Raw genomic sequence first — 23293 nt, forward strand, 5'->3', positions numbered from 1 at the left:
ACTGTCGCTTCGCATTGTATGTGATAAGTGCAATACAATGTGAGAATATTTCTGGTTAGCATTAATTTTCCCAGTATCAGGGTGTAATCAACCATTTTACGTTTTTTCGCGACAAATTGGCGCATAAACCGCTTTAAATAATAGATGATAGGCAACCGGATAGCACATGGCAGACCGCAACTTTGATGATATTGTCGATAAATTTGCAAAAAATATCTACGGAACGACAAAAGGAAAAATACGAGAAGCGGTAGTTTGGCAAGATTTAACTCAATTATTGTGCAGCCAATTTGAAGGGAAAACCCTAAAAATACTTGATGCAGGCGGGGGAGAAGGGCATTTTTCACGCAAACTAGCCGAAATGGGACATCAAGTGATACTTTGCGATTTATCCGAAGAGATGTTGGAGCGCGCCGGTGAACTCGCCAAGGAACAAGGCATAAGCGATAACATGCGTTTTATTCATTGTGCAGCGCAAGACATAGCTCAGTATATTGATGAACCGGTTGACCTTGTTTTATTTCATGCAGTACTTGAATGGATTAGCGATCAAAAATATGCAATTGAACAACTGGTAGATATAATTAGACCTGAAGGCGTATTTTCTGTCATGTTCTATAATGCAAATGGCTTGGTGATGCGTAACGCAATTTTGGGAAATTTTCATCTTGCAACGCCACATATTCAACGTCGTCGTAAACGCTCGTTATCACCACAAAAACCGCTTTTTCCTCATCAAGTTGATGCTTGGTTGGGTGAGTGTAATATGCAAATTATCGGTAAAAGTGGTGTCAGGGTATTCCATGACTATTTACAAAGTCGGCAGTTACAGCAGAAAGATTTTCCGGCATTGTTGGCATTAGAACAGCAGTATTGCCGTGAAGAACCCTATATTAGCATGGGGCGTTATATTCATGTCATGGCACGCAAACAAATACAAAAGGACGATTTATGAGTGATTTTTCCCAGACCGTCCCTGAACTTGTGTCTTGGGCACGAAAAAATGATTTTTCGATTTCACTTCCCGCTGAACGTTTAGCATTTTTGCTCGCGGTAGCGGTATTAAACAGTGAAAGAGTCAATGGTGAAATGAGTGAAGGGGAGCTGATTGATGCCTTTCGTGAGGTTTGCAAAGGGTTTGAACAGACGACTGAATCTTTGGCGGTAAGAGCCAATAATGCTATCAATGATATGGTTCGCCAGAAGATATTTAACCGTTTTGCTAGTGACATTGTTGAAGGTAATGCAATTTACCGCCTAACCCCTTTGGGGATTGGTATCAGCGATTATTATATTCGTCAGCGAGAGTTCTCAACATTAAGACTTTCCATGCAGCTTTCTATTGTTGCTGGAGAACTACAACGTGCCGCTGAGGCTGCTGAGGAAGGGGGCGATGAATTTTATTGGCATCGTTATGTGTTTGCTCCACTAAAATATTCAGTTGCTGAAATTTTTGACAGTATTGATTTATCGCAACGCATTATGGATGAACAACAAAATTCAGTAAAAGAAGATATTGCGGCATTATTAAATCAAGACTGGCAGGCAGCTATCGCTAACTGTGAGCAATTACTCTCAGAAACATCAGGTACATTGCGTGAGCTGCAAGACACATTGGAAGCCGCAGGGGATAAACTGCAAGCGAATTTATTACGTATTCAAGAAGCCAATATGAATGCGCCAGCGTTCTCGGATTTAGTGGATAGGCTGGTTTTTGACCTGCAAAATAAATTAGATCGTATCGTTAGCTGGGGTCAACAATCTATCGATTTATGGATTGGTTATGATCGTCATGTTCATAAGTTTATCCGTACGGCCATCGATATGGACAAAAATAGAATTTTTTCTCAGCGGTTACGTCAATCTGTTCAGCATTACCTTGATAGCCCTTGGGCACTCACTTACGCCAATGCGGATCGATTATTCGATATGCGTGATGAAGAGCTTGCGTTGCATGATGAAGAAGTCATGGGTGAATTACCCCCAGAGCTTGAATTTGAAGAGTTTAGTGAATTAAATGACAAGCTTGCAGAGCTAATGGAAATTGAGTTAGCCATTTATAAAACAGAGCAGCGGCCACTCGATGTGGGCCGTGTGTTGCATGACTACTTACTGCAATACCCACAAAAACGTCATTTTGATGTTGCTCGAATTATTATCGACCAAGCTGTTAAATTAGGTATCGCAGAGGCTGATTTGGCGGGATTACCGGCAGAATGGCAAGCTATTAATGATCACGGAGCCAAGGTACAGGCACATGTCATCGACAAATATTGAACAATTTATGCCAGTTAAGCTGGCTCAAGCATTAGCTAACCCGATTTTTCCAGAGCTAGACAGCCAATTGCGTTCAGGTCGCCATATTAGTGTTGATGACCTTGATAACCACGCATTTTTAATGGATTTTCAGGAAGCATTAGAACAATTTTATGCACGGTATAACGTAGAGCTAATTCGCGCCCCTGAAGGTTTCTTTTATTTACGTCCGCGCTCAACAACCTTAATACCTCGCTCCGTGTTATCTGAATTAGATATGATGGTTGGAAAAATTCTTTGTTATCTCTATCTCAGCCCTGAACGCTTGAGTAACCAAGGTATTTTTACCTCACAAGAGTTATTTGAAGAATTGTTATCATTAGCGGATGAAAGCAAATTACTTAAATTTGTTAATCAACGTTCGACAGGTTCTGACCTAGATAAACAAAAATTGCAGGAAAAATTAAGAACATCACTCAATCGCTTACGCCGTTTGGGAATGGTGCATTTTCTGCAAAATGATTCAAGTAAATTTATTATTAGCGAATCTGTATTTCGTTTTGGTGCCGATGTACGCAGTGGTGATAACCCACAAGATGCACAGTTAAGGATGATCCGTGATGGTGAAGCTATCTCTCTTGACGGTGAATTATCACTAAAAGATGGTGATGAAGAGGATGGCGAAGAGAGTCAAGAACCGGCAGAAAGTGATGAGGATGAAGAATAATGATTGAACGCGGAAAATTTCGCTCACTGACGCTGGTGAATTGGAACGGTTTTTTTGCCCGAACCTTTGACCTTGATGAATTAGTGACCACGTTATCGGGTGGTAATGGTGCGGGTAAATCAACCACAATGGCGGCGTTTATTACCGCAATGATCCCCGATTTAACCTTACTTCACTTCCGTAACACAACGGAAGCCGGTGCGACATCTGGTTCGCGGGATAAAGGCTTACACGGGAAATTACGCCCAGGTGTCTGCTACGCTATTTTGGATGTATTAAACTCGAAGCATCAGCGTGTCATGGTGGGTGTGCGTTTACAGCAAGTCGCTGGGCGCGATAAGAAAGTTGATATTAAGCCATTTATGGTACAAGGCATTCCATTGGCGACAGTTCCAACGGAAATATTGACGGAAGTTATCGATGGGCGACAAGCCAAAGTCATTCCACTCAATGAACTAAAAGAACGTCTTGAGGAACAGGAAGGCGTTTTATTTAAGCAGTTTAGCTCAATTACCGATTACCATTCGACCCTGTTTGAATTAGGGGTTTTACCTAAACGTTTACGCTCCGCGAGTGATCGAAGCAAATATTATCGACTGATTGAAGCGTCACTATATGGCGGTATTTCTAGCGCAATCACCCGCTCATTACGTGATTATTTATTGCCAGAAAACAGTGGGGTACGTAAAGCATTCCAAGATATGGAAGCGGCTTTGCGTGAAAACCGTTTAACATTAGAAGCCATTCGTGTCACTCAATCAGACCGCGACTTATTCAAACATTTAATTAGCCAGGCGACTGATTATGTTTCTGCGGATTATATGCGCCATTCCAATGAAAGACGCATTCACCTTGATGCAGCACTAGCTGCGCGCAATGAGCTATTAGCCAGCCGTAAACAATTGCGAATTGAACAAGTCCGCAGTGTCGAAATGGCGCGTGAGTTGAATGAGCAGAATGGGGCTTCTACAGAATTAGAAGCGGACTACCAAGCAGCCAGTGACCATTTAAATTTAGTGCAAGCCGCGCTGCGTCAACAAGAAAAAATCGATCGCTATCAAGCAGACATCGAAGAACTGACTTATCGTCTTGAAGAACAAAGTGAAGTTGTTGCTGAGGCGACTGAAACTCAAGAAGAATATGAAGCACGAGCTGAAGCCGCTGAAATTGAAGTTGACGAACTAAAAAATCAACTCGCCGATTACCAACAAGCTTTGGATGTACAACAAACACGCGCTATTCAGTACCAACAAGCGTTGCATGCTTTAACGCGTGCTCGTGAATTGTGTCAACTTCCTGAATTATCCATTGATAATGCAGATGAATGGTTAGATACCTTCGAAGCGCGTGAGCAACAAGCAACTCAAACGTTATTAGCGCTTGAGCAAAAAATAAGTGTAGCGGATGCTGCTCATAGCCAATTTGAACAAGCCTATCAATTAGTTAAAAATATGATAGGGGAAGTTAGCCGCAGTGATGCATACCAACAAGCGCGTACATTATTACGTGATTGGTCATCTCAACAGCATTTAGCGGAGCGAGTGCAACCGTTACGTATGCAACTCTCTGAATTACAACAGCGTTTGAATAGCCAGCAAAATGCAGAACGTATGTTGGCGGAATTTTGTAAACGTCATGGGCAAAGCTATGAGCCAGATGAGCTTGACGCATTTATGGCTGAACTGGAAGCACAACAAGAGGAACTTAGTGTTGGTGTGAATGAGAGTGGCGAAAGGCGGATGCAAATGCGCCAAGAATTGGAACAAATTCGCCTGCGTATTAGCCAACTTTCATCTAAAGCTCCCGCATGGATTATGGCTCAAGAAGCACTAACACAGCTTAATGAGCAATCTCATGAAACGTTTGAGTCAAGTACTGCAGTGACTGAATTTATGCAGCAACTCCTCGAACAAGAAAGGGAAATAACGGTTGAACGAGATGAAGTTGCTGCGCAACGTAAAGATCTCGAAAAGCAAATTGAGCGGCTAAGCCAGCCAAGCGGTGCGGAAGATGGCCGCATGTTAGCGTTGGCAGAGCGCTTTAATGGTGTTTTGTTATCTGAAATTTATGATGATATTACCATTGAAGATGCGGCTTATTTTTCTGCATTATATGGCCCTGCTCGTCATGGTATTGTGGTTCAAGACTTATCTGTGGTCCGTAGCCAGCTCGAAACATTACAAGATTGCCCTGATGATGTTTATTTTATCGAAGGGGATCCTCAATCGTTCGATGACAGCGTTTTTGATGCACAAGAATTTGAAAGTGCGGTATTAGTCCGTTCGTCTGAGCGTCAATGGCGTTACTCTCGTTATCCTGAATTGCCTTTGTTTGGTCGTGCTGCTCGTGAAAGTCATTTAGAGTCATTAACTGCTGAGCGTGATGAGCTGGCTGAGCGTTACGCGAACCTGTCATTTGACGTACAGAAAATTCAGCGTTCACACCAAGCATTCAGTCGGTTTATTGGTCAACATATTTCGGTGGCCTTTGAAGATGATCCTGAAGCTGAAATTCGTACGCTTAATCAGAAACGTTCGGAAATTGAACGTGCTTTGGTACAGTTTGAAGAGCAAACTCAGCAACAACGTCAACAATTTGCACAAGGCAAAGAAAGCCTTGCGGCTCTTAATCGCTTATTACCTCAGATGGGGTTATTACTCGATGAAACATTGGTGGACAGAGTCGAAGAGATAAGCGAAGAGCTAACGGAAGCGGAAGAAGCCGCGCATTTTCTGAATAAGCATGGTCATGCGTTAGAAAAATTAGAACCGATTGTGACCGTGTTGCTCAGTGACCCTGAACAACATGAGCAATTACGTAAAGATTATGAGGCAGCAAAACACAGCCAACAAAATGCTAAACAACAAGCTTTTGCATTAGTCGAAGTCGTTCAGCGCCGTGCTCACTTTAGTTACAGTGATTCAACGGGGATGGTGAATGAAAATGCGGACTTGAATGAAAAACTACGCCAACGTTTAGAGCAGGCAGAAACTGAACGTACACGTGCTCGTGAACAATTGCGTCAGCACCAAGCACAAAGTGCACAGTTCCATCAAGTCCTTGCTTCGTTACGCAGTTCTTTCGATACCAAACAAGAGATGTTGAAAGAACTCGAAGTTGAAATGCAAGAGATTGGCGTAAAAGCAGATCCTGATGCTCAAGAACGTGCTCGCATTCGACGCGATGAATTGCACCAGCGGGTCATGGAAAATCGTAGTCGTATTAACCAGTTAGAAAAACAGCTGACATTATGTGAAGCTGAAATGGATAACTTACAGAAGCGTCTTCGTAAGTTAGAAAAAGACTACTATATGCTGCGTGAGCAGGTAGTGACGGCAAAAGCAGGTTGGTGTGCGGTCATGCGCTTGGTGAAAGACAATGGCGTTGAGCGTCGTCTACATCGCCGTGAGCTGGCCTATACTGACGGTGATAGCTTACGTTCGATGTCGGATAAAGCCTTGGGTGCGCTGCGTTTAGCGGTTGCGGATAACGAACATTTACGCGATGTATTGCGTTTATCTGAAGATCCAAAACACCCAGATCGGAAGATAAAATTCTTTATCGCGGTATACCAACACCTACGTGAACGTATTCGCCAAGATATTATTCGTACAGATGACCCGATTGATGCAATCGAGCAAATGGAGATTGAACTGGCGCGTTTAACAGAAGAGCTAACAGCGCGTGAGCAAAAATTGGCGATCAGTTCAAAAAGTGTGGCGAATATTATTCGCAAAACCATTCAGCGCGAGCAGAATCGTATTCGTATGCTAAACCAAGGGCTGCAAGCGGTGGCGTTTGGCCAGGTTAAAGGGGTTCGCCTCAATGTGAATATTCGTGAAAGCCATGCATTGTTACTTAGTGTGCTTTCTGAAGAAAGTGAAATGCATCAAGACTTGTTCACCAGCCAACGGTTAACATTCTCTGAAGCGATGGCGAAATTGTATCAACGCCTTAACCCACAAGTGGATGTTGGGCAGCGGTTGCCACAAACGATAGGTGAAGAACTACTTGATTACCGTAATTACTTAGAGTTAGACGTCGAGGTGAACAGAGGTTCAGATGGCTGGCTAAAAGCGGAAAGTGGTGCGTTATCAACGGGTGAAGCGATTGGTACTGGGATGTCGATCTTAGTGATGGTCGTACAGAGCTGGGAAGAAGAGTCTCGTCGTTTACGTGCGAAAGATATTATTCCTTGTCGTTTATTATTCTTAGATGAAGCTGCGCGATTAGATGCTAAATCTATTGCGACGTTATTTGAGCTGTGCGATAGGCTTGAAATGCAATTGATTATTGCCGCACCAGAAAATATTAGCCCAGAGAAAGGCACGACGTATAAATTAGTTCGTAAAGTGATTGGCACACATGAGCATGTGCATGTTGTTGGCCTAAAGGGATTCGGGCAAGAAAACCCGAATGTACAAGCACCCTCATTGCAATAATAGTCTTTGTGAATAAAATGAAAGCCGGTATTTAGGAATGAATATCGGTTTTTTTATATTTAACAAATAGCATAGAAGCAGTTTCACAGGATTATTAATTAATTTGAATAAAACCCGATTTTTAAAATATATTATCCCATGATAAAAACCACTTTTTTTATATGGAATTAAGTGGCAAAGAAAGCATTAGTTAAAGCTTTTAATTAAAATAAATTTCATCTATGTTTAAGGCACCAATAAATGTTTGAATTTATCTATGATGAAAATAATTCTTTTTCTCACTAATTGTTAACGTAACTGCATATAATCTGAAAAAAGGAAAATTAGTCTATTCCTATAACATTACTGCTAAAATCAAATACAATAAAATTGTAATTATAATAAAAATATTGTTATCCATGTAGTAAATTAAGGTGGATGTATGGCGAAGAGAAGAGTGCGAGCTCTGCAAGTCTCAGTAATATGCGGGTTGATGGCGTTACAATTTCCTGCATTTTCAAACGAAGAAAATACGCAGCAAAGTGTTTCTGAAGTTCAAACGATAGCTTCAGTTACACCAACAGAAAGTTTAGCCAAAATAACACAGTCGCTTCCTACGGATGTGAAACCCATTTTTTCTACGCAATTAGCAAAACTATATGCTGAAAGGCAAATGCAGCTATTGTGGCAAGATGAAACAGCAATTAGCCAATTTCAACAGCAATTGGCAGAATTATCTCTTGCTGGCGTTCAGCCGCAATTCGGGGAATGGTTGGCGATATTGGAAAATAACCAATTAAATGAGTTGGGCCGTGACGCTATTTTGTCTGATGCCATGCTTGGCTATTTACAGTATTTATCTTCGATAGAAGCGAGTGGGCAGTATTGGTTATACACGAATCGGCCATATAAAATTATTGCGCCCACGACGGCTCAAATGAAACCATGGCTAGATGCAGTTGAGTCTAATAACCTAAGTAGTTGGGTAAAATCACAGGCGCCAAATCATCCAATGTATGTGCCAATGCGCAAGGAAATGTTGAAATTATTGGCGATGCCTGAAGATAATTTGGAAATTGTGGGAACGAAAACATTAAAGCCAGGGCAGTCTAGCGATGATGTGGTTATGTTACGTCAAATCTTACAACGTGAAGGGTTACTTGAAGGTGGAAGTGTAACCGAAGAAATTGAACCTCCTGAGACAATGGCTCAAGTCGCAGAACAGGCGGTTGAACAAACAGTCGAACCATCAGAAACACCAGCGAGCGCTGTGTCGAAAGTCTATGACCAAGAACTCGTCGAGGCTGTAAAAAAATTCCAATTACAATATGGTTTAGAAGCAGATGGTGTGGTTGGAAAAGGTACGCGTGTTTGGCTAAATATGCAGCCTAAGCAGAAAGCGGGTTTAATGGCACTTAATATTCAGCGCTTGCGTATTATTCCTGCAAGTAGTGGTACCGGAATTTTAGTCAATATTCCTGGCTATTCTTTAGATTTCTATTTAAATGATGAAGTGATTTTAGATTCAAAAGTGATTGTTGGTCGTGCTGATCGCAAAACACCGATCATGAGTAGTGCACTAAATAACGTGGTTATTAATCCGCCTTGGAGCGTGCCAACCAGTATGGCTCGTAAAGATATCGCACCAAAAGGAAAGCAAGATCCAAGTTATTTTAGCCGTAAAGGGTATACAGTGTATTCAGGTTGAGGCTCCGATTCGTACGAAATTGATCCTTATGCGATAGATTGGGAAAATATCACCCCAGCGAATTTCCCATATCGCATTCGACAAGCCCCTGGCCCTACCAATTCATTAGGGCGCTACAAGTTTAATATGCCGAGTTCAGATGCGATTTATTTACACGATACACCAAACCATAGTTTATTTAATCGTAATGCACGTGCAATAAGCTCTGGATGTGTGCGAGTGAATAAAGCAAGCGAATTAGCCAGTATTTTGTTAGGTGATGCTGGTTGGGAACAAAAACGAATTGATGGTGCATTGAAAGAAGGCGCAACACGGTATGTGAATATACCCGATAGGATCCCAGTTTTTCTGTACTATCAAACTGCTTGGGTAGATAAAGACCAGCAACCACAATATCGAGCCGATATTTATCAGTATGATAATTCTATTAATAATGCAGATAAATATTTGCCAATTTTGAAAAAGATTTTAAACTAATTGTTTATTTAAAAGGGGAGTTTTTCTCCCCTTAGATATTTAAATTAACTGTCTGAATATTCTTTGCTGTACATTTCCATTCAGCAAAATTCCACTAAAATCCGTTTTATCCTGTTTATTCTATTGTTTTATGGCTATTCAGCCATTACCATTTTATTCACCTTTGAAAAAGGCAGCATAATTTGTGTTTTAAATTGCATGTTTCGAGCGGTTTGAGTGACAAAACTCTCTTTTTGACGAAAATTGCAATAAAATTTCTGTGAAGTATGCATATCTTTACATTATTATACATTAAAGCTAGGCATGATTTGCTAGACTCAATAGGTTGCCAAAATTTTATCGATTAATACTGAATTTATTAGAGTCTGAGCTATCACCTATGGATATAATTGATCAATCCCGCAGAAAATGGTTAGGTATTGGGGCCGCAACGATTGGCCTTAGTTTATTACCAAGCCATGTATTTGCTGCAATGACGACCCCTCGACCACGTATTTTACGTTTTCAAAATATTAATACAGGCGAATCGTTAAAAACTGAATTTTTTGATGGGCGCCGCTACAATAAGTCTGAACTAGCACGTTTAAATCATTTTTTCCGTGACTATCGTTGTGACAAAGTGAAAACCATCGACCCCAAACTGTTTGATCAAATCTATTTATTACAAATGATGATGGGAACAAATAAACCTGTGCAGCTTATTTCTGGTTATCGTTCTTTAGAGACTAATAATAAATTACGCAGTAAAAGCTCTGGTGTGGCGAAAAAAAGCTACCACACACGCGGGCAGGCAATGGATTTCCATATTGAAGGTTTACAGTTGAGCAATATCCGTAAAGCCGCATTGAAAATGAAAGCGGGTGGCGTTGGTTATTATCCTCGAAGCAATTTTATACATATCGATACAGGACCAGCAAGAACGTGGTAATCTGTGCATAGGTGACATAGATTACGGAGTAATTGCTCGATGAAATATACTATTATCCCAGTAACACCGTTTATGCAAAACTGCCAAGTTATTTGGGATGAAAATACGTTAGATGCAGTTGTTGTTGATCCCGGAGGAGAAGCGGAAAAATTAATTTCTACTATTGAAAACCTTGGGTTGAAGTTAACTAAAATTCTGTTAACTCATGGCCATTCTGATCATATCGGTGCATCAGCTATCCTCTCTAAGCACTTTTCAGTGCCTATTTATGGCCCACAAAAAGAAGACGCTTTTTGGATTGAAAACCTCGCAGAGCAAAATGCGATGTTTTACATTGGCGAATGCCCTGATTTTACGCCAGATTACTGGTTAGAAGAAGGGGATAAAGTAACTTGTGGCAATATCACATTTGATGTGTTGCATTGTCCCGGTCATACCCCTGGTCATATTATTTTTGTGAATCACGCTGATAAATTAATTTCAATGGGTGATGTATTGTTTAAAGGGGGAGTCGGGCGAAGTGATTTTCCTCGCGGTAACCACCAAGACTTAATCTCCTCTATTAAAAATAAAGTATTACCTCTTGGTGATGATTTTCAATTTATACCAGGTCACGGGCCGATGTCTAATCTCGGTTTTGAACGAAAAACAAACCCTTTCTTGCAAGATGAACAACCAGTTTGGTAATTAAAAACTATTTATATTATCCATTGATGCCTCATTATTGAGGCATTTTTATTTTTATGAGTGTAGTTAAATTTACTCCTAATTTTATATTACTTATGGAATGAAAGTATTGGTTTTGCTATTTTTCTATTTTAAATAATAATTATGGATAATTACTAGATGAAAGAAAATGACCAAACTATTAATTTCATGCAATATAATTTATATAATTATATTAATGCTCCTAAAAACAAAACATTTTTTATCAATATGATGACTGAGTATGGTATCAATCATAGTCAATCACCAGGTTATTGTTATGGGTTGACAAATGAGTTTTTAATCTATGAAATAAACAATAAAGGTGCTGATTACATTCAGCAATTGAATTATTTATATGATATTATTAATTTTGATAGCGAGGGTTTATCTGCAATAGATAAAGTAAAGTATGATGCTTTGAAAATGCACGCCCAAGTTTTATTGAATGACTATATTTATGGTTTTATTAAAATTCAGGGAATTCATAATAACTCATTAAGGAATAAAACTTATTTTGATAGCCTAGCCTATGATGAAATTAATAATAGAGTTTTTCGTGATTATCTTAATGATATAATTGATAAAAATTTTAATAAAGCAGTAAATGAAAATAAAAAAGATAAAGTGTATTATCAGTATCTTTATGAATCTCAAAAAATAAAACTTAAAGAATATATCAATGCACTATATGTAGGAGAAGATTTCTTTAATACAAAGGAAGGAGAGATTATTAGTTCTGACCCTATATTTTTAAAATTAAAAGATAGATTTATTCGGGGTGGGGAGGTATTAGGAAATAAATACTCCGTCTCTGATGCAAATTTTTTTATTGATTCGATATCTGAAAGTGTTAATAGAGATAATTATTTAAAGTTAGAATTAATAAATAAAAAACGAGGTGTTCAAGGAAATAATATACATCAGAATTATTCATTCAATACATTAAAGGGAACGACAGTCAAGAGGTTTAAGGACGTCGTTATTGGCCATACAGCTAAAAATAAAACACCACTCTATTATCAATTGATTTTAGGTAACCACGTAGTTGTTGTTAGCGCAAAGTATAACAATAAAAATAAATCATGGGAATATAAATTCTTTGACCCTAATTATGGTGTTTCGATGATTAACAAACAGGTTGATTTTTTTTCTTATTTAGATAGTCATATTAAGAAAATTGCTAAAGAAAGCAAAATACCTATTTTTGAGAATGATTATAATATAGCTGTTAGTGAGTTTGTAAAAAATGGAAATAGTGGGATTGATTTTAAAAAAATAAATAATACCAGTTTAAAAATAACTGAAAATGTACTTTTAGCTGAGAGGGGAATCACTTATCAGAAGAAGGGGAGTAAGTGTAAAATAATATATAAAGAATTTAATCCGGAAAATTGTTTATTAAAAATTAAGGTTGTCACAGGGAGCACAGAGTTTATAGCATATACGGATATTTTAGATGGACAAGACCTTTATACACGGATAATTAATAATCCTGAAACTATAGCAAAAATTAAAAAAGATGTTTTTATCTCTCAAGATGGATATAAAATATATTCGATAAATAAAAATTTCGACATCAAGACCTTTGAAAATATCAATAAAAGCCATAATAACCAAAACATTGCAAGGGATTATATTCGTACCAACTTGCATTTAAAACCGTTATCCAGTAATGAACCTAAGGCTATTACAGGGATCCCAGAAAATCATCAACGAGCCATTACGCAAGTTGCTAATGACTATAATGTTATTATAGGTATGCGACCTATTGATTATAAATCGACAAGTTTAATCGCTTCTGGCTTATATGGCAGTAAAGGGCTCATGATTAAAGGTAAAAGTTCAGATTGGGGGCCTCATAGTGGCTTTATTCCTATTTTGCAGCAGTTTGCTAAAAAATCAGGCCGGGATGAGCAAGAAAAATATAATGGTTATATAACGCAGTCTATTGAGCAAGGGCATGCAAAGCCGGTAATACTTGAAGTAACTCATGAGCGTATGAATGAGCTACTTAAATATGGGGCTGTGACTTCATTGGAGGATATAGGCAGGGGGGACCATATAAGAAGAACAACTGCCAAAGTGGATAATGTACCACATAGTTTTATTCTGAATAATATAACACGAGGAGAAACTAAGTTATGGCAAGTCTTTTATCAGTCTGGTCATAAAACAGCTCCTTTCCTGGTAGTCGGTGACCCTAAAACAGGGAAAGCTATGACAGCAGATTATGATCTCTTTAGTGTTATCTATCCAGTTTCTGAGCTAGAGCATTACGTTAAAGTGTCAGAAATGCCTTCATGGCAAGAGTGGAAAGCGAGTGTTAACTATGATGAACTCACAAATGAACAGAAAAAGCTTTATCACAATGAAGCTGAATATAATAAAAGAGAGGGGAAAGATAATGGTATTACGAATGCAAAAATCAAGGAGATTAATCAAGAGTTAAATAAAAAATTAGAGCGCCCCATTGGATTAGAGTTAGTACATCATGGGGCTGATGATGCCAATCCTGGAAGTGTGATGAAAGATAACTTTCCGATTACTTTTTTCTTACCGGATAAATTAAAAGGAAAAAATAAATTATCAGGAACACGTCAGTCGATAGGTACATATTTCCAAATGAATTCATCGGGTGCGGTTATTATTAATGATGTTGAAAGCCTTTCAAATTTTCAACAGTTATTAATCAATGAGGGATATCGTGCTCCTCTTAATGCTAACTGGCGTGAAGGGGAATATGCTGAATACTTTAATCCAAAAAGAAAAATATCGGATAGCTATATTAATGCAAGTAGAGAGATACAGCGTAAGAAAAGTATTCCTATCGCTGTGCGAAATTTTATTGAAGGTAAAGAAACTCAAAGTGGATACATTGATAATATTGAAAATAATTTCGGTAAACCGTTTGCCAAATTAGAGTGGCAGCCACACCACCAGCTAACTGTATTACTAGAAAAAATAGCGTTAAAAGAAATTTCTATTCAAGATATCAATAAGACAGATCACGCTTATTTATTGACGTATTTTTCAGATGGAAATGGAAATATAGATATTAAAAAATTAAAAATTGCAGTATCAGACCCGTTAGTTAACCGAAAACTAAATGAATATCTAAGTCAAAACGCTGAAACGAATATATTATCATTAGAGTTGCTCTTAGAACCCTCAATATCAAGTAGTTATAAACAACAAGCGAGTGATATTCAGACATTATTGATCGCGATAAAAAATGATTTATCAATATTAAATCACTTAAGTGAGCGTTCGCAGAATATATTAATTAAACTATTTCCTGCTGGGGATAGAATAGATAAAGGTAAAATTTTAGAGTTAGTGACTGATAATCATAAACTGATTTCATTTAACAATAGGTTAAATGAGTTTAGTGAACTATCTTCAGCTAATTTTATTGGGAAAAATGCACCATTCAAAAAATATTCTTTTACAGAAGCGTTTTATTTTTATGAACAGAGCCAAGCACAGCGATTGGCACAATTTAACCAACAATTAATGTATGGTAATAAGGTTGAGTTACTGAACCATGGGGTTATTCGTTCTGGCTCTCAAAACCGAGGTATGGATCAAACGTTGGGGGGGACATACGCGATTGAATTTTATTTAGCAGACGGTCATTTAGCACGAGACTTTATTGAACGTAAATCGCAAATAGAGCAAGCTATAGTGAAAAATACATCGACATCAGCAGAAAGATCACTGTTGAAAAAGATGGAACAGTATAGCCAATATATTAATATTGAAGTTCACAAAAATGGAATATCAATAGCGGATCAACCGATAGGAAATCTGTTTTCAGCAGTTACAGATACGAATAACGTAATAATATTCTTAAAGGGGAAATCGGTAACTTACACCGTCACTCATGTGCAACGTAATGGAGGTTATGAAATCAGCTTATTTGATCCTCAAGGGATTCAGTTAAGTGTAAAAAACAGATCTTCTCAGCAAGCTCAGCAGCAATTCCAACGGAAAATTAAGCATTATTTTAGTGAAAACCTCCAACTTTCTAATGGCGAATTTAGAGCAGACTTCCAGTTTATTGACTTGGATTCGACAGGTTTTAAAACCGTATTGTCTTCTATGCGTAACCAACGACAAACAATTATTGACCAAGCTGAATTTACACTACCAAAAAACCGCTGGGTCACGCTCAATGGTGAAAAAATTGCTTTTGCCAAATTACAACAACTTGGTGCAACTATTAAAGGAAAACCGATTTCTCTAGGCGACCTAAAATCCATTGATTTACATAATAAAATCCGTTTTTCTCCTGATAAACTAGCGATGTATTTCACACTGATGGAAGGTGGAAAAGAAGATCTCGCTTTCATTAAAGTGTTCCATGAGCAATTAAAATCAGCAGATATCCATCAGCTAGTCGAGCGCAAAGTTAATTTTGCTGAATCGGGGGTATTGAAAAGACAGTTTAAATATTTAGCGAATAATGTTGATGCTCAACAGGAGACTATAGCGCCTTCCACTTTAGCTAAGGTTCGTCAAGCAGGTCATAAGCTTCCTCAATTTCAGCGCATAGCCAATCGTGCTGGTCAACTAATGGGCGCAACCGGTGCTATCCAAAGCCTGATCAGCGCGTATGCAATTTTGGACAAATTAGATAACCCAGATCTTAGTGACGAAGAAATTAAAGAGCTAGAAAAACAGTTTTATTTACTTGCTGCGTCTGCTCTATTTAATTATGGCGATATGATAGTGCAACCAATGCTATTAAATATCGCATCAGGTAAGGGTGCGACTTCGTTAGTCCGCGCGAGGATCGCCACGGGGACGGTGGTGATTTTCAATTTGGTGGGGATGGGAATTGATATCTATCAAGCTTACGACAGCTTATCTAAACTGGACAGTGTAACAGACCCTAAACAGCGCCAAGACCTTATTGTGAATGCTTCTTTCTCTATTGCGAGTGCGGTGATCAATGGGGTCACCGTTATTGGTATCTTAGTGGGGTCTTCTACAATTCCAGTCGCTGGGCTAGTTATTGGTGGGATCTTACTGGTAGGAGGCTGGATTTATAGCGGCGTTCGTGCGGTTGAAAACATCAAACAAGTTATTGATATTGATTGGGATCGTGAATTAGAAGAAGGGATCCGCGGTGCTTTAGGCTTAGACCCAACCTTACGTAGCCAGCAAGAGATGAATATACAGCATTATATTAATGCGTTCAAAGAGCAAGATTGGCATATGGATCTAGCTTTATTTGAAAATAATATTCTACAGGCAGGATTTGCTCATCACCTCAGTATTATTGAAAAGCCGACTTATGAAAATGAGCCGAAATATTATTTAGTTGATAATTATGGTAATTATTTCTACGGTAAGCTGGGAAATCTATATATGGGGGCAGGGGATACTTCTGTGCGGTTTGTACGTAAAGGGGCTCCCACATTTACGGCTGATGAGATTGATTTTATTTTAAAAAATAAAATTGTCAGAACCACCGCGTGGTTTAAAAATTTAAAGGTTTTATATGAAAAAATGGGCTGGTCTATTCGCCATAATTTTCGCCTTCAATCAAAAGAGAAAGCGGTATTTGACCTTAAAAATATCGGAAGTATCGCCACTCACGAGCGTTACTCTTTAAATTCTGCTTATAAGAGCCCGTTATTTGAGGCATTTAAAGCACGACATCAAATTTTAGATAATGAATTATCATTACCCCTGCAATATCAGTTAATAAATTCTAACCCGGAACAAATTAGTTTTTATTCGAAAAAAACGGAGTTTGGCGTCTTAGGGCAACATATGCTCAGAGAAAACGAACGTGCTTTTAGTGAGCATATAGTGAATAACAGCCAGCGGACAGCGTTATATATTGAAAATACTAATAGCGAAGGAACCAGCTGGAATACAGCGAATGGTAATGATGTTGTCATTGGTAAAAAAGTACAAAAAAATGCCTTTCAGGTGTTATCAGGTGAGAAATACTTTGCGGGAGGAGATGAGAGCGATCTATTTTTTATCCGAGATAGCTGTTTAGCCTCGTTAACATCGCGAGAAGATAACAAGCCGACTAAGTACCTTGACGGTCAAGGAGGGCAGGATATCGTCATTATTGATAACCTACCCGATGGCTACCGAGTGTCTGTAGACTTAAACGAAAATAGGCTGCATTACCAAAGAGGAGGGGATCATCCTTTTATTCCCGTTGCGCATTTGCAAAATATGGAAAATGTGATGGTCAGGGGGAATAGCAATGATCATTTACAGGGGAATGACACTGCAAACATACTGGATGGTGGACTAGGTAAGGATATCTTAGAGGGTAAAGAAGGGGATGATAAACTCATTTTAACGCAAGGAATTGCAGCTGGTGGTGATGGAAATGACAACTATCATATTCGCCGCTATGAGTGGCTTGAACATGTTGATGATTTGTACCTTACAGAGCGTTATTTCGACAGAAAAGAGAAAGCAGTTAAAACGCGAAAGTCTCTTAACCCTAGCTATACAGAAGGTAGCCATCAGTTTCAGGCAAAGGTGGTTATTAAAGAATCTAATTATTTACAAAGCAGAGTCACTTTAGAGTATTTTCTAGATGAAATAAAGCACGTTCAAATTGACGGCAACCACTTGGTTTTAACCCTCAAACAACCAAAAAGTAGTATTGATGGCCATTTTTTTCAACATGTGGAAAGTGAAGTCACCATTGTCCTCGAAAATGTTCAAGATGCGGCGTTGAAGGCACCGCATCATGGATATCAGCTACAAACACTTGATGGTTGGGTGATGACAACAGTGATAGATGAAAAACATCCTAACCAGTATTTCAGCTTAAGCTATGTACAAGAAAGTGATCAACTTCCCTCTACAGAAGGAAAATCCGTCAAAATAGATGAATCTGCGGGGATCATAACGATAAACCAATCTCGTCATTATAAAAAGCCAACATGGGGATGGTTTGTGCCAATAGGCCATGCTAATCATTTAACTTACCGTGGAAATAGTCAAAACAACGTATTACCCCTGATAAAATTAGGTAGCCATATTGAAGTTAGCCATGGAATAGATACCTATCAAATTGTGCAAGGCAAAGAAGAGTATGGTGAGGTTGAGTTTGATTTCTCTAAAGTAAATGACAGTTTTACAGATAAAGACAGCCTGTGCCTATTGTTACCTACAGAGAATGGTTATTCACTCTATAAGGATGATGGGCAGCTATACAGCGTAGATAAATTTGGGCAAAAAAAATTGGCTATTAAATTTAGCAACGTAGGTAATAAGATCTCTAATGCTGTTTTAATCCAAGATAAGCATAGCAACTTATTTAAAGTCAATTTACAGGCAAACCGCTTATCACCAGTAAACCCAGTTAAAGAAAGCAGCACGAGCGACGATGAAATTATATTACCGATAGGGTATCTATCTGAAAAGCATGTCATTGATGGGCAAAGTGGTGACGACACTATTATTAATAAAGGATTAGAAAGTTATGTCCTGTTGGGGGGAGATGGCGATGATAATCTTAAAGCTAGTGCTGGAAATAATATTTTATATGGTGGTGCGGGGGATAACTCTATTAGTGGTGGGTCTGGGGATGATTTGCTGCTATCAAGTCAGGGAAACGATGAACTATTGGGAGGCGTAGGGGATGACCACTATATCATCGATGGTAACCAGCCGAGTAAGGTATATATTAAAGACCAGATTGGGAATAACCATATTCATTTAATCAATTTTAAACATCAGCCAACTGAAAAGAGTGATACAGAATACCAGTTTTATGAATCATCAGCTGGCAAGCTTGTCAAAATTAAGGTTTCTATCGATGATGGTGAGGGTAAATTCAATATTCACCACTATGAGCGGCTGGATGAAAAATTTAACTGCTCCACGAGCCACGGGATGACCCCGCTCGTTAATTATCTCTCTGAAAAACTCCATAAAGCCAAACAGTCAGGGGAGTTTACCACTTGGAAACCCATTGATGAGCTTACAAGCACATTAAATGGCGTGGTAGCCAATGACGGAGCGAGACCTTTAAACCTAACATTGAAAGATGATGGGATTGTATTACAACAGGATTGCACGAGAAATAATTGGCTTATTGATACCTTAGCCGGCAATGATAATGTTATGGATATGTCTCAACAAGGGCGTATTATTAAGGGGGGTAGTGGTAACGATAAGCTGATTACCCTAGGCGGTGAAAATGTACTGTATGGCGGGCAAGGTAATGATGTACTACTGGCACAAGGGATGCATCAAGACGTGCTAATCTCTTTAAATGGAGAAGATCAATTAACGGGAACTCAAGGTGATGACCTCTATATTGTCAGCGGTCATGGAAAAGGTGATGTGAAGATCACGGATGTTGAGGGACGCAATCAAGTGGTTCTAATTGATTTTAATACTGAAGAAGTTAGTTATAAACAATTGTCTGCTAAGGTTGCAGAAACAACATATCGCTCAAAGAGTGGAAGGCAAGTGACGCTATCTCATAACAACCATGTTGGGTCAATGCATAGTGTCATGCAGGTGCGTCATTTCAATAATTACAAGGAATTATCGAAACAACATATAGAGCAAACCATTGATCGCTTGGTTCAGTTACTTGTTGAAGAGCGCATTGATTACGAACGAAATCTCGACCTTAGTATCACTAATGATAATTACCGGAAGAATTGGGGAGCGGTACAAATAACGGAGCGCTTCCTTAGCCATCTTAAATAGTTTTTTATAAAAAATGCCAGTCAGTAACGTAACTGACTGGCATGATATTAAAAACGCTGTTTTATCGTTTTCAATGCTTAATTTTTAATGCATCCGAATAATTACAGCACTTTCACGATAGCGTCACATAAAGGAACCATGTTTTCCAGTGTTAAGCCTGCCACGTTAATACGGCCAGAACTGACCGCATAGATACCAAATTCGCTACGTAGACGCTCTACCTGCTCTTTTGTTAGGCCACTGAAGGAGAACATACCATTTTGGTTGATAATGAAGCTAAAGTCTTGTTTAGCGCCTTTTTCTTCCAATGTTTTCACTAACAATTGGCGCATGCGTTTAATACGTTCACGCATTGCGGTTAACTCTTGGATCCACTCAGCTTTTAACACGTCATCAGAAAGGATGGTTGTTACCACTGCGGCGCCGTGTGCTGGTGGGTTTGAGTAGTTTGCACGAATAACGGCTTTCGCTTGGCTGAATGCGCGCTCTGCGTTGTCACTGTCTTTAGCGATGATGGTACAAGCGCCGACACGCTCATTGTATAAACCGAAGTTTTTAGAGAATGAGCTCGCCACAATCATTTCAGGGTTGTTTTTAGTGAAAATGCGCAGGCCTTCGGCATCTTCATCTAAGCCTTTTGCAAAACCTTGGTAAGCAAAGTCAAAAACCGGTAATAAGCCTTTTTCTGCACATAATGCGGCGAGTTTTGTCCATTGCTCAGCGGTTGGGTCAATACCCGTTGGGTTATGGCAGCAGCCGTGTAAAACAATCACATCACCCGCTACCGCAGATGATAAGCTGTTAAGCATGCCGTCAAAATCCATACCGTGGTTGGCTGCGTCATAGTAGTTGTAAGTTAAAACTTCTAAGCCAGCTGCCTCAAAGATGTTTTTGTGATTAGGCCAAGTTGGGTTGCTGATCCAAACACGTTTTGCATTGGTTTGTTTGGCAATAAAGTCAGCGGCGATACGCAGTGCGCCTGTACCACCAGGAGCTTGCGCTGTACGTGCACGTTTTGAGGTGACAATTTCATGTTGTGCACCGAATAACAGTTCTTGTGTTACACGGCCAAATTCTGGCATTCCGCTAATCGCAAGATAGTTTTTGGTGTTTTCGTTATCCAGCAGGTATTTTTCTGCTTTTTTAACGGTATCAAGCACAGGGGTTTTCCCTGATTCGTCTTTATAGACGCCAATACCTAAGTTGATTTTATTATCGCGGGGATCAGCACGGAAACTATCAGCAAGACCTAAGATTGGGTCAGCAGGGGCAGAAGTAATTTTTTCAAACATGTTGTCGATTCCAAAGCTCTGTAGTGGTACCCACACAGTTCCTAAGGTATGAAGGCATAAGTGAGAACGCGGTTGGCTATCCTTGCTTGTAATCTGCCCAGACCATACGAAACTCGCGGGTGTAGCTGAAAACGGGTTTAGTCGAACGAGTCGAGTTCTCAGGGTAACGTGATAAAGGCTTTTTGCCAACCGTTTTACCAAAAATTGGCGAGATCTTGTGAACTAGGTAGGAATTGCATGTAATCTGACCATAAATATCTATAAGGATGGTGAATCAGTCTGTCTTATTGATAATTCTGGTGTTTTCGTGGAGGAGGAATTTATGCTAGAGATGAAAAAGAGAAATAAAAAAGCAGCGCCGAAGCGCTGCTTACAAAAACATGTTACCGTTTTCTAACTTATCAGTTAACTGATAATTAGAATTGGTAAACTAAACCTAAACCAACAACGTTATCAGTGCTGATACCTTCAGCTCTTGTAAATTTGTTGTCGTCTAACAGGTTGATTTTATAATCAACAACTGCAGACATGTTTTTGTTGAAGTAGTAGTAAGAACCTACAGAGATGTATTTAACTAAATCTTGGTTGCCATATGCACGCAGGTCTTTACCTTTAGATTGGTTATAACCGATAGATGGTTTTAAACCGAAATCGAACAGGTACTGTGCAACTAATTCAACGTTTTCAGTTTTGTTTGCAATACCGTTATCACCAAAACGAGTCATGTTTTGAGTTTGGCCGTACATAGCCGCTAAGTAAACGTTGTTAGCGTCGAATTTACCACCCACGTTCCATGCTTGTGCTTTTTTACCACCAGCATAGTTAGGGTTGATAGTAGTGTCTCTTTGATCTGGAGTACGTGAAGAACTAGAGTAACCACCACCCAGTGTTACGCCCCAACCTAAGTCATAAGCGGTAGAGAAACCGAAACCGTCACCATTGTCTTTACGTGCGCCATCTTTAGAGCCAGACAGGTTATCGTCGCCGTTTTTACCTTGATATTGCAGAGCGAAGCTCAGGCCATCAACATAGCCGAACATGTCGCTGTTACGGTAAGTTAACAGGTTACGGTTACGGCTAGTCATGAAGTTATCTGCCTGAGCCATAGTGTCCGCACCCCATAATGGGAATACGTCGGTCCATGCGTTCGTGTCATAGATAACACCGTAGTTACGGCCGTAGTCGATTGAACCGAAATCAGCAAATTTTAAACCAGCGTATGCTAAACGGTTTTTGTTTTCGCCTTCGTTCTCTGCTTTGTTAGTTTTAGTTTCCCACTCGAAACGACCAAAACCAGTCAGTTGATCAGTGATTTGAGTATCACCTTTAACACCTAAACGAACACGTGAATCATCACCGTCTTGGCTACCAGCGTTTTCGCTGCCTTTGCCATCTGCAAAGTAGTGACGAACGTCAACTTTACCATAAACATCTAATTTGTTGCCGTCTTTGTTGTATACTTCAGCTGCGTTTGCTGCACCAGCAGCTAACAGAGCTGGGATAACCATTGCAAGAATATTGCGTTTCATCATTATTATTACCCTCATTGGTGTTATTCGGACACCTGCCACTGCCAAAAATAATTCGCAAAAAATAATTGGAACTATTTGTGAGAGATTAGTGTCGTCTATGTCGGCGACCAGTGTTCCATTGCTAAATAAAATTATCTACCCTCAAAGTGCTACAAAATCAAAGATTCTGAAACAAATGGTAACTAGATGTTTCAAAATGTAAAAAATAGATCAAAAAATAACCACTCATCGTACCAGTTTAAAAAATATTACAAAAATTAGGGAACTTTTTCAAAAGACAAATTGAGTTTTTTTTGAGCAGTTTAGCGAGTGTAAAGCGGTTATTTATCACTAGTAAAAAGAGAATAGCGAGATTAAAAAGCAGATTATTCTTAGCACTAGCAGATTGCTGGCTGTTTACGGAGAATAATAAGGTGATAACGTAAAAATTGTGATCTGGTTATCATGTGGCTGCAATTCGATGTAACGAGATGAGATAGTTGTACAGCGAAAGTATATTAGGGCTGAAAAGTAACGGGCCAACATCAGCTGGCCC

General features: G+C 39.2%; 9 protein-coding genes and 1 pseudogene. 8 read left to right on the forward strand and 2 right to left on the reverse strand.

The window, feature by feature from the left end:
* Positions 1 to 166 precede the first annotated feature (166 nt).
* The 8 genes and pseudogenes from cmoM to PR683_RS00945 all read left to right on the forward strand — a co-directional run bounded on the left by cmoM (position 167) and on the right by PR683_RS00945 (position 19934).
* The gene (gene cmoM, locus PR683_RS00910; protein ID WP_004909582.1) at positions 167 to 955 is read left to right on the forward strand and encodes a tRNA uridine 5-oxyacetic acid(34) methyltransferase CmoM; all 789 of its coding nucleotides are present in this window, start codon (positions 167 to 169) and stop codon (positions 953 to 955) included.
* Positions 952 to 2277: a chromosome partition protein MukF gene (gene mukF / locus PR683_RS00915; protein ID WP_109911049.1), complete on the forward strand. Its 1326-nt coding sequence runs from the start codon at positions 952 to 954 to the stop codon at positions 2275 to 2277. Before cmoM ends, mukF begins: the two co-directional genes overlap by 4 nt.
* Positions 2258 to 2983 (forward strand): chromosome partition protein MukE, encoded by a 726-nt coding sequence (gene mukE / locus PR683_RS00920; protein WP_004909591.1) that lies wholly within the window; start codon positions 2258 to 2260, stop codon positions 2981 to 2983. The genes mukF and mukE overlap by 20 nt, the downstream gene beginning before the upstream one ends.
* Positions 2983 to 7425 carry a chromosome partition protein MukB gene (mukB, locus tag PR683_RS00925; protein WP_164528980.1) on the forward strand — a complete coding sequence of 1481 codons (4443 nt, stop codon included), beginning with the start codon at positions 2983 to 2985 and terminating at the stop codon, positions 7423 to 7425. The genes mukE and mukB overlap by 1 nt, the downstream gene beginning before the upstream one ends.
* A 421-nt stretch (positions 7426 to 7846) precedes the next feature.
* Positions 7847 to 9589 (forward strand): annotated as a pseudogene (ldtD, locus tag PR683_RS00930) (L,D-transpeptidase).
* 379 nt (positions 9590 to 9968) lie between these two features.
* On the forward strand, positions 9969 to 10517 hold the full coding sequence (locus tag PR683_RS00935; protein WP_004256173.1) for a YcbK family protein: 549 nt from the start codon (positions 9969 to 9971) through the stop codon (positions 10515 to 10517).
* A 39-nt stretch (positions 10518 to 10556) separates the two neighbouring features.
* Complete coding sequence (locus tag PR683_RS00940) at positions 10557 to 11204, forward strand: MBL fold metallo-hydrolase (protein WP_164528978.1); 648 nt, start codon at positions 10557 to 10559, stop codon at positions 11202 to 11204.
* A 159-nt stretch (positions 11205 to 11363) separates the two neighbouring features.
* Positions 11364 to 19934: an anthrax toxin-like adenylyl cyclase domain-containing protein gene (locus PR683_RS00945; RefSeq protein ID WP_272581623.1), complete on the forward strand. Its 8571-nt coding sequence runs from the start codon at positions 11364 to 11366 to the stop codon at positions 19932 to 19934.
* Positions 19935 to 20035: 101 nt separating this feature from the next.
* Here the strand turns inward: PR683_RS00945 and PR683_RS00950 are convergent, their stop codons facing one another.
* On the reverse strand, positions 20036 to 21226 hold the full coding sequence (locus tag PR683_RS00950; protein WP_109911054.1) for an amino acid aminotransferase: 1191 nt from the start codon (positions 21224 to 21226) through the stop codon (positions 20036 to 20038).
* 416 nt (positions 21227 to 21642) lie between these two features.
* Positions 21643 to 22758: a porin OmpC gene (ompC, locus tag PR683_RS00955; RefSeq protein WP_269204334.1), complete on the reverse strand. Its 1116-nt coding sequence runs from the start codon at positions 22756 to 22758 to the stop codon at positions 21643 to 21645.
* Between the last annotated feature and the right edge of the window lie 535 nt (positions 22759 to 23293).

Origin of the sequence: Providencia sp. PROV269 (assembly GCF_028477785.1) — a bacterium.
GTDB classification, from domain to species: Bacteria; Pseudomonadota; Gammaproteobacteria; order Enterobacterales; family Enterobacteriaceae; genus Providencia; species Providencia rettgeri.